The organism is Lacrimispora sp. (genome assembly GCF_046972725.1).
Taxonomy (GTDB): domain Bacteria; phylum Bacillota; class Clostridia; order Lachnospirales; family Lachnospiraceae; genus Lacrimispora.
The window spans coordinates 251,000-263,917 of record NZ_JBKVXF010000002.1; the positions used below are offsets into that span (position 1 = coordinate 251,000).

Here is a 12,918-nt window from a genome sequence, read left to right on the forward strand (position 1 = left end):
AGATTTCGTTGTTGTCAGGGGAAATATGTGTTAAGATAATAAGCAAACGTGTGTTTTGTTTTACATAAAAAGGATTATTAAAAAAGGAGACAAAGAGATTATGTCCCTTCAGTTTATTTTGGGCGGTTCAGGATCCGGAAAGACCTACCGCCTTTATGAGGAACTTATCCGGCTTTCCATGAAAGAGCCGGATACCAGATATATTGCTGTTGTACCGGAACAGTTTACCATGCAGACCCAGAAAGAGATTGTCTCGCTTCATCCCAATCACGGGGTCATGAATATTGATATTGTCAGCTTCAACCGCCTGGCTTACCGGATCTTTGAGGAGCTTGCCATAGAAAATCCCCAGGTTCTTGATGACATGGGGAAATCCATGGTGCTGCGCAAGGTGGCCTCCGGTAAGAAAAAGGAGCTGGTGTTATATAAAGAGCATTTAGGCAAGTCCGGTTTTATCTCTCAGTTAAAGTCCATGCTGTCGGAGCTTTACCAGTATGGGGTGACTCCGGCTATGCTCAGTGAAAATCTTCCGGACACCATGAGTCCGATGTTAAAGCAGAAGCTTTCGGATATCTCCATGATGTATCAGGGGTTTAAAGATTACATTAAGGATAAGTATATCACGACAGAGGAGATTCTTGATGTATTCTGCCGGGTCCTGCCCCAGTCAGAGCTGATAAAGAACAGCGTGATCACTCTGGATGGCTATACCGGATTTACACCTGTCCAGTACCGCATCTTAAGCCTGTTCCTTCGTTTCTGCAAACGGGTGATCGTGACCGTAACCATCGATCCATCGGAGAACATGAGCCGGGAAATGGGCGTTCAGGAGCTGTTTTATATGAGCCGTCAGATGATATGGAGGCTGAATGATCTGGCAAAAGAGGCTCAAACCTCCAGAGAAAAGGATATCCTTCTTACGGAACATCCGGCGGTCCGGTTTAAAAGGTCAGGCATGGGATCGGAGAATGCCCTTGATTTTCTGGAACAGAATCTATACCGGTATAAAGGAAAGACCTGCCGGGAGCCGGAATCCATTCGCCTGGTAAAAGCCTTAAATCCAACAGAGGAAATCACCTGTCTGGTCCATTCCATGGAAGAAGCCATAAGAATGCGGGGGCTCCGGTACCGGGATATGGCGGTAGTTACCGGAAATCTTGGCAGCTATGCCAATGAAATCATTCACCAGTTCCAGTTAAATGACATCCCTTATTTTCTTGATGATAAAAAAAGTATTTTAAAAAACCCCATGGTGGAGCTGATTCGGGCGGCCCTTCAAATCCTGGAGAAGGATTTTTCCTATGAATCCGTTTTCCGGTATTTGAAGACGGCTCTGGTCACAGAAGAAGAGGAAAAAGAAAAGACGGACCGTCTGGAGAACTATGTCATTGCCATGGGAATCCGGGGATATAAACGGTGGGATTCCGTATGGGAAGGCTGGTACAGGGGAGCCAGGGAACTGAATCTGGAAGAATTGAATGAATTTAAGGAACAGATCCTTGCCCCTTTAAGGCGCCTTCGGGAAGCGTTTGGCAAAGAGGAGTCTACCGTAAGATCCATGACAGCAGCAGTGACTGCATTGCTTATGGAGACAGGGATCGAAGAAAAGCTGCTGGCTTTTGAAGCCAGGTTCAAAGATATGGGGGAGTTTATTCTGGCAAAGGAATACAGCCAGGTATATGGGCTGGTCATGGATTTATTTGACCGTCTGGCCGGACTTTTAGGAGAAGAGCATGTAAGCAGGAAAGAGTATGCGGAGATTCTTGATGCCGGTTTTTCAGAGATAAAGGTAGGTCTTATTCCCGCTTCTGTGGACCGTGTGGTGGTGGGAGACATTACCAGAACCAGACTTGACCATGTAAAAATGCTGTTCTTTGTGGGAGTCAATGACGGGATCGTGCCTGTAAAAAAGGAAAAAAGCAGCTTATTTACGGACAGGGAACGGGAGTTTTTAGGCCATCAGGCCATTGAACTGGCTCCTACTGCAAAAGAAGAAGGATTCCGGCAGAGGTTCTATCTGTACCTTGCCCTGACAAAACCGGAGCAGGAGCTGATCCTTTCTTATTCATCAATGGATGGCTCAGGGAAAAGCATGCGTCCCTCTACGTTGGTCGGAGAACTGAAAAAGCTGTTTCCGGGACTTTCTGAGATTATTCCTGCCAGGGGGCGGGTGCCCCTTTCCATGCGGGAAGCCAGGGCTTTTTTATCTGACGGACTTCGGGAATATAAGCTGACCGGGGGAGATGAAACCTTTTTTGAGCTTTTTAAAGCCTTTCTTTTATCTGACCGGCACAGTGAGGAGGGAAGACGGCTGCTGGATGCGGCCTTTTATACTTATGAGCAGAAGGGCATCGGAAAGGCTGCGGCAAGGGCATTATATGGTTCTGTCATCAGCGGCAGTGTGACCAGAATGGAACAGTATGCTTCCTGTGCCTACGCCCATTTTTTAAATTACGGCCTGGAGCTGATGGAACGGCAGGAATATGAGCTTGCAGCCATGGATATCGGCAATCTCTTCCATGATTCCATAGATTTGTGCTTTCAGCGGATAAAGGAGGAAGGGAAGGATTTTAAGTCCCTGACAGAAGAAGAACGGAAGGCTCTGGTTCATGACTGTGTGGTTCAGGTGACCGGGGATTACGGCAATACCATTTTAAAAAGCTCCGCCAGGAATGCCTATCTGGCCGGTAAGGTGGAACGGATTACAGACCGGACCATGTGGGCGCTTACGGAACAGCTGAAAAAAGGAGATTTTACTCCGGTTGGATTTGAAGTGTCTTTTTCCGCGTCTGATCATTTAAGGGCCATGCGGATCCCTCTTTCGGGGGATGAGGCCATTCATTTAAAAGGCAGAATCGACCGTATGGATTTATGCGAGGATGAAGAGGCGGTTTATGTTAAGATCATTGATTATAAGTCAGGGGCAACGGCTTTTGACTTGACGGCTCTGTACTACGGACTCCAGCTGCAGCTTGTGGTCTACATGGATGCGGCTCTTGAAATGGAGGAACGGCGGAAGCCGGAAAAGCCTGTGGTTCCGGCCGGAATCTTCTATTATAACATCGGGGATCCCATAGTAGACAAAGAAGGGGAGATGACAGATGAGGAAATCAACCGCAGAATGCTAAAGCAGCTTCGTATGAACGGACTGGTCAATACGGATTTAAATTCCATATCCCATCTGGATCATGAGATTGAGGCAGAGTCCGATGTGATTCCGGTCGCCATGAAAAACGGCATCATTCAGGAGGCCAGATCCTCTGTGGCAGGGGGAAAAAGGTTTGCCGCCCTGCGGGAGTTTGTTCAGGAAAAGCTAAAGGCAGAGGGAAGAGAGATTTTAGACGGCGTGATCGATGTAAGCCCTTATAAACAGGGCAGCCGGAGCGCCTGCGATTATTGTCCCTATCATGCGGTCTGCGGTTTTGATTTAAAGACAGAAGGGTATGGCTACCGCAAGTTTAAGGCGTTGAAATCCGAGGAAATCTGGCCGGTGATTGAAGGAGAAAAGGAGGCAGAAGACGATGGCGATAAGCTGGACGGATGAACAAAAAGCAGTCATTGAAAGCAGGAACCGGAATCTGCTTGTATCAGCGGCGGCAGGAAGCGGAAAAACGGCAGTGCTGGTGGAGCGGATCATCCGCATGATCACTGAGGGAGAAGAGCCTGTAAGGATCGACCAGCTCCTTGTTATGACGTTCACAAAGGCGGCGGCTGATGAGATGCGGGAACGTATTTTAAAGGCAGTGGATGAAAAACTGGTTGAAAATCCGGATAATTCCCATTTGCAGATGCAGGCGGCACTGATTCCCTATGCTCAGATCACGACCATAGACAGTTTTTGCCTGGGGCTGATCCGGGAGCATTACAACAAGCTGGACATTGATCCGGCGTTCCGTGTCGGAGATGAAGGAGAACTTATCCTTTTAAGGGCGGATGTGATGAAAGAGATGTTGGAAGCATTCTATGAGTCGGGTGATCCTCTTTTTGAGCAGTTCGTGGAAACCTATGCAAGCGGTAAGACGGATCATGGGATTGAGGATTACATTATGCAGGTATATACCTTTTCCCAAAGCAATCCGTGGCCGGGGGAATGGCTGGCCCGTTGCAGAGACGAGCTTGCTGCGGGAGATAAAGGACAGATGATGAATACGGAGTGGATGAAGTTCCTCATGCACGATGCCGCCCTTCAGATTACAGAATTCATCAGCCAGATCCAGGCAGCGGCAGAGGTCTGTGAAGAGGAAAACGGCCCGGCGGCATATCTTCCCATGCTGACAAGCGACTTGAACCTTTTGAAACGTATTCTTGGGGCTGATAATTATGAAAGCCTTAATGAGCAGCTGAAATCCGTATCCTTTGAGCGCCTCGCTTCCATACGGAGCAAGGAGATTGATCCGGAGAAAAAGGCTTACGTAACGGGAGTCAGGGACCGGGTAAAAAAGGCGGTAGGAAAGCTGGCTGAGCTGTATTGCTTTGAATCTCCTGATGAGGTGTTTTCTGATATTCTGGGAACCAGGGAAGCGGTCACCATGCTTCTTGATCTGGCGGAAGAATACGCAAGGAGATATCAGGAGAAAAAAAGGGAAAAGAATCTGGTGGATTTTAATGATCTGGAGCACTATGCCCTGGAGATTCTTTTAAAAAAGGAAGAGGATCAGTGGATTCCCTCTGATGCAGCCGATGAGCTGAGTGCACAGTTTATCGAGATCCTTGTGGATGAATACCAGGACAGCAATGATGTGCAGGAAGCTCTGATCAACAGTATTTCCAGAGAGCGGTTTGGCACACCCAATGTTTTTATGGTTGGTGATGTAAAGCAGAGCATCTACCAGTTCCGTCTGGCAAGGCCCCAGCTGTTTTTAGAGAAATACGAGTCCTATCAGACGGAAGAAGGAAATTATCAGAAGATCGAACTCCATCAGAATTTTAGAAGCAGAGAAGTGGTCCTTAAAAGCATCAATGAGGTGTTCTATCAGATCATGACGAAGAATCTGGGGAATATCCGGTATACAAAGGATGCAGCCCTTCACCCCGGTGCCGTATATGCTCCTTTTGAGGGGCGTGCAGGGGAAAAGCCGGAACTTCTTATGATCCATGCAGAAGGGAAATTATTAAAGCAGATGGATGACGACGGCGGGGACTTTACCAGCAGGGAACTGGAGGCAAAAGCCATTGCAGCCAGAATCCGGGAGTTCGTTCATCCAAAAAAAGGTCTTTATGTCTGGGATAAGAATTTAAATGGAACAGGCGGCTACCGCATTGCCGGATATGGGGATATGGTGATTCTCTTACGAAGCTTAAGCGGCTGGGCAGAGGATTTCGTCAATGTTCTGATGAATGAGGGAATCCCTGCCTATGCGGAAAGAAAAACCGGTTACTTTACGGCCATTGAGGTGGAAATCGTTCTTTCCCTTCTGAATATCATCGACAATCCCATGCAGGATATCCCTCTGGCTGCGGTGCTTAAATCGCCCATCGGCCAGGTGACGGATGAGGAGATGGCCCATATGACGGCTCTGTTTAAAAAGGCAGCGAAAAAAGGCCAGGACCGTGGCATCTATGGGGCATGGCAGCAGTACTTAAAGGATTATGAAAGTGACCGGGATCCGGATTATCCAGAGCTTTATGGAAAGCTCAAGCGTTTTGCAGATATGACTGCTTCTTACAGGGCAAAAGCAGCTTACCTTTCCATCCACGAGCTTCTCTATGACCTGTATGAAGGCACCGGATATTATGATTATGTCTCTGCCATGCCGGCGGGAGAGGTCCGCAGAGCCAATCTTTCCATGCTGGTGGAAAAGGCCTCTGCCTATGAAAAGACAAGTTATACCGGTTTGTTCCACTTCATCCGCTATATTGAAAATTTAAAAAAGTATGATACGGATTTTGGGGAGGCTTCTCTGGCTGGAGAAGAGAATACGGTTCGAGTTATGAGCATCCATAAAAGCAAAGGACTGGAATTTCCTGTGGTTTTTCTTGCAGGAATGGGGAAAAAGTTTAATAAGCAGGATGCTTACGGAAAGATTTTGATCGACCCGGATCTGGGAATCGGAACCGACCATCTGGATCTGGAACGGCGCATAAAGGCACCTACCTTGAAAAAACATGTCCTGAAACGAAAAACAGAGCTGGGAGCCATGGGCGAAGAGCTGCGTGTGCTTTATGTAGCAATGACCAGAGCCAGGGAAAAGCTGGTGATGACAGGTCTGGACCGGTATCTGGAAAAAAAGCTGGATCGGTATGCGGAGGTATTTCGGGCAAATGGAGAGATTCCGTTTACCATTCTTTCTACGGCGGATTCTTATCTGGACTGGATGATCATGAGCCTTTCCGGAAAGTATTCCCAAACAGCCATTTTATCCGATGAGGGGCAGGATACGGGCAGCGTGGTGGTCCGTCAGCTTTCTGTTACAGAGCTTGTGGGACGGGAGGTAGAGCGGCAGGCCGGGAAAAAGCTTACAAAAGAACGCCTTTTATCTCTTGATACAAAACGGGTGTATGATAAGGAGTTTGAACGGGAGCTGAAAGCGGCTTTTGAATACCGGTATCCTTATGAAGCTGATATTGGACTTCATACAAAGCTATCCGTATCGGAATTAAAAAAACAGGGACAGTTTCTTGATGATGAGGAGAGTGAATTTCTGCCAACCATTCCTTTGTTCTTAAAAGAAGAGGGGGCCGGTGAGAAAGCCAGAGGTGCCTTTCGGGGAACCGCATATCACCGCATTCTGGAGCTTTTGGACTTTGGTTCTGTCCGAACGGAAAGAGAACTGGAAGAGGCCATAGAGAGCTTTCAAAAAGAAAAGCGTATGGATGAGGAGAGCATTTCCCTCATCTCAAAAAAAGTGCTTCTGAACTTTCTGAATTCCCCCCTGGGAAAGCGCCTTTCTAAGGCCCAGCAGGAAAAACGGTTAAAAAAAGAACAGCAGTTCGTTATTGGAATACCTGCACGGGAAATGGATATCGGAGATTCTGGGGAGCTTATTTTAATTCAGGGTATCATTGATGCTTATATGGAAGAAGAGGATGGACTTGTTCTGGTGGATTATAAGACCGATCACATCAATAAGGGAGAGGAACAGGTGTTGATTGACCGTTACCGGGTGCAGATGGATTATTATACCCGTGCTCTGGAGCAGATGACCGGGAACAAGGTAAAAGAAGCGGTGATCTATTCTCTTGCGCTTCAAAAGGAAGTGCGGATAGAGGGGAAAAGGTTTAAAATATGACACAGTGTCATTGACAAAAAGTTGTACCATATGTTATAGTCGACCTGTCAGAGGTCACAAAATTTATATAGTGTCAGATGCAAGGAACTTATATATGCTCATAATTGGTTGAGTGTTTCTACCAGCTACCGGAATAGTTGTCTATAAGTTTTCCCATGGATTATGACGCAGCCCCATGGGCTGTGTTTTGTGGTGTATACGCAAAAGAGATAGAAAAAAGCGGTGGTTTGCAATCGGAACTGCCGTGTTTTATTTTGCAGAATGCGGACAGGAGGTTCTATGACTGGTGATAAAAGTTTTGTCTTAAAGGGGGATATCTGCTACAGCGAGGACAGGAATCTGTTGCGGACCGTAGAACAGGGATATCTTGTTTGTTTGGAAGGAAAGTCGGAAGGGGTATTTAAAGAACTGCCGGAGCAGTTTGTAAATCTTCCTCTGACAGACTGTGGGGACCAAATGATCATTCCCGGTCTTATTGACCTCCACATCCATGCGCCCCAGTTTTCGTTCCGGGGGCTCCATATGGATCTGGAGCTTTTGGACTGGCTGAATACCAATACATTTCCAGAGGAAGCCAGGTACAAAGATCTGGATTATGCAAAGAAAGCCTATCAGATATTTGCGGATGCAATGAAAAAGAGCGGAACGACGAGGGCCTGCATCTTTGCCACCATACACGGTCCGGCCACAGAGGTTTTAATGGACATAATGGAAGAAACCGGCTTAAAGACCATGGTGGGAAAAGTGAATATGGACCGGAATTCTCCGGAATATTACTGTGAAAACAGTGCGGCAGAGTCAGCGCGGGACACGGAGGCATGGTTAGAACATGTGATGCTAAAATATACAAATGTCAGTCCCATTCTGACTCCCAGATTTATTCCCTCCTGTACGGATGAGCTGATGGAACGGCTTTCCGGAATACAGAAAAAATACCGGATTCCAGTCCAGTCCCACTTATCGGAGAACCTAAGTGAGGTTGAATGGGTCAAAGGATTATGTCCGGCCTCCCGATTCTACGGAGATGCATACGATCAGTTCGGAATGTTTGGGGGAAAGGTGAAAACGGTGATGGCTCACTGCGTTTACTCTTCAAAAACAGAGATCGGGCTGATGAAGGAGCGTGGAGTTTTTATTGCCCATTGTCCACAGTCCAATATTAATTTAGCTTCCGGAGTCGCTCCCGTAAGGACCTATCTTGAGCAGGAGATGAATATCGGACTTGGAACCGACGTGGCAGGAGGCAGCGGGGAATCCATCTTCCGGGCCATGGTGGATGCCATATCCGCATCAAAATTAAGGTGGCGCCTTCTTGATGAAAGCTTAAAGCCGGTTACTGTGGAAGAGGCATTTTATATGGGAACCTTAGGCGGAGGAGCTTTCTTTGGAAAGGTTGGAAGCTTTTTAAAAGGCTATGAGTTTGATGCTCTGATTCTGGATGACAGCAGTCTGCCTCATCCTCAGGCTCTTTCCTTAAAGGAAAGGCTGGAACGTTTTATTTACCTGTCAGATGACAGACATATCAAAGGAAAATTCACAGAAGGAAGCCGGATATTCTAGAGACAGTTTCCGGCTGTCAGGAGGTACGAAGTATGGCAACAAAAGAAAGGGGAAGTTTTCTGGACAAAACATTCCACTTATCACAAAACCGAACAGATGTTAAAACCGAGGTGGTAGCAGGTATAACAACGTTTATGACAACTGCTTATATTCTGGCGGTAAATCCCAGCGTTTTAGGTGCGGCAGGCATGGATCACGGAGCTGTATTTACGGCAACGGCGCTGGCATCTTTATTTGGAACCCTGTTGATCGCATGTCTTGCAAACTATCCGTTCGTACTGGCTCCGGGTATGGGGCTCAATGCTTTTTTCGCATACACGGTAGTATTGAATATGGGATATACCTGGCAGATGGCTTTGGCAGCAGTATTTTTGGAAGGTCTTCTCTTTATCATTCTTTCCCTTACAAGCATCCGGGAAGGAATTTTTAATGCCATCCCGATCACTTTAAAACATGCGGTATCGGTTGGAATCGGTTTATTTGTTGCATTTATTGGTTTACAGAATGCAAAGATCGTTGTGGACAGCACCACTCTTGTTTCATTTTATTCTTTTAAAGGCTCTTTGTCAGACGGATCGTTCCATACCGTGGGCATCACGGTCTTGCTTTCCATTATCGGGATTCTCATTACGGCCGTACTTGTAGTTAAGAATGTAAAGGGCAATATGTTATGGGGAATCTTAATTACCTGGATTCTTGGAATGATCTGTGAGGCTACTGGCCTGTATCAGCCCAATCCGGAGCTTGGAATGTACAGCGTATTTCCTGATCTGAGTTCTGGATTTGGAATTAAGAGCATGGCGCCTACATTTATGAAGATGGACTTTTCCAGAGTATTTTCCCTGGATTTTTTAGTGGTCATGTTTGCGTTCCTGTTCGTTGATCTGTTTGATACTCTGGGAACTCTCATTGGTGTCGCCTCAAAAGCGAATATGCTAGATAAAGACGGAAAACTTCCGAATGTGAAGGGTTCCCTGCTGTCAGATGCCATTGCAACGACTGCAGGTGCAGTGTTTGGAACTTCCACAGTTGTCGCCTTTGTTGAAAGTGCGGCAGGCGTTTCAGAAGGCGGAAGAACAGGTCTTACAGCAGTCGTGGCAGCTATCTTGTTTGGCCTGTCCCTGTTTTTGTCTCCGATTTTTCTGGCGATTCCATCCTTTGCGACGGCTCCGGCTCTGGTAGTGGTAGGGTTTCTGATGCTGACCTCCATTGTCAAAATCAATTTTAATGATTTTACAGAGGCGATCCCGGCTTACATTACCATCATTGCCATGCCGTTTATGTACAGCATTTCCGAAGGGATTTCCATGGGAGTTATTTCCTATGTATTCATTAATGTGGTAACAGGAAAGAGCAAAGAGAAAAAAATCAGTGTTCTCATGTATATCCTGGCCGTATTATTCGTACTAAAATATATATTGATTTAACCGGTTTCATAAATCAAAACAGGGACCGGCGGAGACATCACTGGAAATGGTATTATCCTTTTTCGTGATATTTCCGCCGGCCCCTGTTTTTTCAAACCTTAGTTAAGAAAAACAATGGCCAGATTTAAGTACCCTGCAAAGGTGACCCACAAAAGATAGGGGATTTGAAGCAGTGCGGCTGTGGAATTAATGGGAAAGAAGGACCGGATCATTTTATAGATTGCATACCACAAAAGTAATAGAACCAGGAATGCCAGTAAATAGTTCCTCAATCCAAAGAATATGGGGCTCCAGATAAAATTAAGAAGCAGCTGGACTGCATACAGCAGCAGAGCTTCCCGTTTCTTAGGAGATGAAGAGGAGGCAATCAGATAGGAACTAATACCCATTAGAAGGTATAAAATAGTCCAGACCAATGGAAAGACCCAGCCGGGAGGGGAAAGGGGCGGCCTGTTTAAGGAAGTGTACATATTCATGCTGTTTCTTGTAAGAAATCCTGAGATTCCGCCAACAGCCAGAGGGAATATAATATAGGCCAGCAGCTTTCTTCTGTTTGCAGACATAGGCAGTCTCCTGTATCAGTAATTAGTAGTATATATTCGCCAAATAAATGAATTATCCCATATATGGCTGAATTTAGCCACCTGCCCATCCGGAACTTTTTCCTATTGAAGAGGAATTTTGTTACTGTCCCTGTCTTATAATAGAGTAGAGAAGTATATAAATGATTACAGAGATGGAGGTAGTGGGATGTTAAAAGAAGCAGATCTTTTCAATGTGCCGGTAAATCCGGTTACGTTAATTGGAAAGGAATGGATGCTTATTTCTGCCGGAAATGAAAACAGCTTTAATATGATGACTGCCAGCTGGGGAGGAATCGGAGTGATGTGGGGCAAAAACGTATCCACGATTGTTTTGCGCCCTCAAAGGTATACGCTGGAATTTGCGGACAGGGAAGACTATTATGCGCTCAACTTTTTCGATGAGAAGTACCGGCCGGTCCTTTCTTACTGCGGTTCCAATTCCGGCCGTGATGTGAATAAGAAAAAAGAAACCGGACTTACCCCGTTCTTTGACGGAGATGCTCCCTATTTTTCAGAGGCAAAGCTTGTGCTTATCTGTCGGAAGCTTTATAAGCAGAGCATCAATCCGGCCGGTTTTCTGGATAAATCCCTGGAATCCAGATATTATCCGGAAAAAGACTATCATCAATGCTTTGTAGGGGAAATTGTAAAAGTGCTGCAAGCGGATGAAGGCCTCCCGGTATAAAAATTACACTTATTCTTACATATAAACCGTTATTTCTTACATGATGCTCCATTTTTTCAAAAATTCGTATATATTGATAGTATAATCCGGCGCGGGCTCCTTCTGGAGAACAGCGATTCCTTCAAAGTCTGCTTTTTCCGATTGTGCCTTTCACAATGATGTGGAGGACATGAAAGGAATCAGCAGGCTTTCTTGGAGCCTGCACTATTAGGATGAGATTTTACAATGATATAATTTATATTGAGAGAGGTATTACATATGAGTGAAAAGTTTGAGGTGGTTGAAGGGGTTACGTTGAAATGTTCCATGGGCAGCTGCGGGTGCTGCTTAAAGGTTCCGGTCAGTCATGGTGCAGCTGTTGAGGGTAAAAATCAGGCCACCGTCATGGATTACAAGCCCGGCACCAATTATAGCTGTTTTGGTACATGCAGCCGGATGACTCCTCCTCAGCCATGTGTTCCGGTGGTTTTGATTCCATGGCTGATAGAAAATAAGGACCATAAATTAAATGGAGAGCCGGTGCTTTACAGTACCAGCGTCTTATCCTGCCTGTGCGGAGGGGTGATCCGGATTGAACCTTTATAAGAAGCTCCGGGCGTCTTTATCACCGCTCCAAAGATTGTACTGCTCTGTGTGAAAACGCAGTACTCAGGATTCCGGAGCATCAGGACCAATAGAATGATGCTCCGTTAAAGTCCCTTGGATTTTGCGGTTTAACCTTTTATGAATTTTAATATCTTTTTTTTCTCTGCACTGGGATTTAACAGAAGAATGCGTTCTGATATTTTATCAATGGCTTCCTCTGTTTTGATCTGGTCCGCTTTCTCTAGCATCTCTTCCCCCCAGAAGTGTTCTGTGGTACAAAAGACGGTGGAGGACCAGCCGTATTCCTCCCCCTTTTGAGATCTTTTCTGCTGTCTTCCGCACATGGTTATAAACATTTTTGTCTGTAATTCCACCAGTCCCCGTTCAAATTGCGCTTTGTTCTCCCTGCCAAAGCCGGCAAGTTCCTTCATGGAATGCAGGGGCAGTGTTTTGTGTTCGGAAATGGTTTTATAGATTCGTTTTGCCTGACTGCTGATAACACCATTTTCGTATTCCTCTTCCAGTGTCCGGTTTCCTCTCCGGACAGCCAGAAAATAGGGGATCCATTCTTTTGTAATATATCCGCTCTTTTTAAAGAATACTTTGGAATAGCCAATGCCCTTATGCTCGTCCAGTACGCGGATACGCCATTCCCATGGGTCGGTATCAGGAAGGCCGGTATGCCAGCGTACCGTTGTTTCATAAGGGGGGTCCTGGTTCCAGTTCCAGGGAATAACCGAATAAATCCCTTCACTGTTTCCTCCCCCCATAGAAAAACCGGCCTCTAACAGAGCATCCAAAAAATCATTATAGTTTTTTATCTGTTTCCTTATCAATGAGATGTCCTC

Annotated in this window: 8 protein-coding genes and 1 riboswitch; of the genes, 6 read left to right on the top strand and 2 right to left on the bottom strand. The window is 46.1% G+C overall.

All coding sequences use genetic code 11. The features are described from left to right. Positions 1 to 100 precede the first annotated feature (100 nt). The 4 genes from addB (at position 101) to ACLTWA_RS09375 (ending at position 10,216) form a co-directional block, all read left to right on the top strand. Complete coding sequence (addB, locus tag ACLTWA_RS09360) at positions 101 to 3,544, top strand: helicase-exonuclease AddAB subunit AddB (protein WP_412327436.1); 3,444 nt, start codon at positions 101 to 103, stop codon at positions 3,542 to 3,544. Continuing rightward, positions 3,522 to 7,229: a helicase-exonuclease AddAB subunit AddA gene (gene addA, locus ACLTWA_RS09365; protein WP_412327437.1), complete on the top strand. Its 3,708-nt coding sequence runs from the start codon at positions 3,522 to 3,524 to the stop codon at positions 7,227 to 7,229. Before addB ends, addA begins: the two co-directional genes overlap by 23 nt. Positions 7,230 to 7,297: 68 nt before the next feature. Further along, positions 7,298 to 7,393, top strand: a riboswitch (purine riboswitch). Positions 7,394 to 7,508: 115 nt separating this feature from the next. Continuing rightward, entirely contained in the window at positions 7,509 to 8,789 is a 1,281-nt protein-coding gene (locus tag ACLTWA_RS09370; protein WP_412327438.1) for an amidohydrolase family protein, read from the top strand. A gap of 32 nt (positions 8,790 to 8,821) precedes the next feature. Next, the gene (locus ACLTWA_RS09375) at positions 8,822 to 10,216 is read left to right on the top strand and encodes an NCS2 family permease (protein ID WP_412327439.1); all 1,395 of its coding nucleotides are present in this window, start codon (positions 8,822 to 8,824) and stop codon (positions 10,214 to 10,216) included. Positions 10,217 to 10,314: 98 nt separating this feature from the next. Here ACLTWA_RS09375 and ACLTWA_RS09380 read toward each other — a convergent pair whose 3' ends face one another. Next, complete coding sequence (locus ACLTWA_RS09380; protein WP_412327440.1) at positions 10,315 to 10,779, bottom strand: TspO/MBR family protein; 465 nt, start codon at positions 10,777 to 10,779, stop codon at positions 10,315 to 10,317. A gap of 187 nt (positions 10,780 to 10,966) precedes the next feature. Here ACLTWA_RS09380 and ACLTWA_RS09385 point away from each other — a divergent pair, with 187 nt between their 5' ends. Continuing rightward, a complete protein-coding gene (locus ACLTWA_RS09385; RefSeq protein ID WP_412327441.1) occupies positions 10,967 to 11,485 on the top strand; it encodes a flavin reductase family protein in 519 nt (172 codons plus the stop codon). A 258-nt stretch (positions 11,486 to 11,743) separates the two neighbouring features. Continuing rightward, complete coding sequence (locus ACLTWA_RS09390) at positions 11,744 to 12,070, top strand: DUF4280 domain-containing protein (RefSeq protein WP_412327442.1); 327 nt, start codon at positions 11,744 to 11,746, stop codon at positions 12,068 to 12,070. Between the two features lie 128 nt (positions 12,071 to 12,198). On the opposite strand, the gene ACLTWA_RS09395 is transcribed toward ACLTWA_RS09390, so the two are convergent. After that, entirely contained in the window at positions 12,199 to 12,906 is a 708-nt protein-coding gene (locus ACLTWA_RS09395; protein ID WP_412327443.1) for a hypothetical protein, read from the bottom strand. Positions 12,907 to 12,918 lie beyond the last annotated feature (12 nt).

What these genes read in the sequence shown, in the direction of transcription:
- ACLTWA_RS09385 (WP_412327441.1), top strand. Translation starts at nt 10,967, where the DNA reads ATGTTAAAAGAAGCAGATCTTTTCAATGTGCCGGTAAATCCGGTTACG.
- ACLTWA_RS09380 (WP_412327440.1), bottom strand. Translation starts at nt 10,779, where the DNA reads ATGTCTGCAAACAGAAGAAAGCTGCTGGCCTATATTATATTCCCTCTG.
- addA (WP_412327437.1), top strand. Translation starts at nt 3,522, where the DNA reads ATGGCGATAAGCTGGACGGATGAACAAAAAGCAGTCATTGAAAGCAGG.
- ACLTWA_RS09370 (WP_412327438.1), top strand. Translation starts at nt 7,509, where the DNA reads ATGACTGGTGATAAAAGTTTTGTCTTAAAGGGGGATATCTGCTACAGC.
- ACLTWA_RS09375 (WP_412327439.1), top strand. Translation starts at nt 8,822, where the DNA reads ATGGCAACAAAAGAAAGGGGAAGTTTTCTGGACAAAACATTCCACTTA.
- addB (WP_412327436.1), top strand. Translation starts at nt 101, where the DNA reads ATGTCCCTTCAGTTTATTTTGGGCGGTTCAGGATCCGGAAAGACCTAC.
- ACLTWA_RS09390 (WP_412327442.1), top strand. Translation starts at nt 11,744, where the DNA reads ATGAGTGAAAAGTTTGAGGTGGTTGAAGGGGTTACGTTGAAATGTTCC.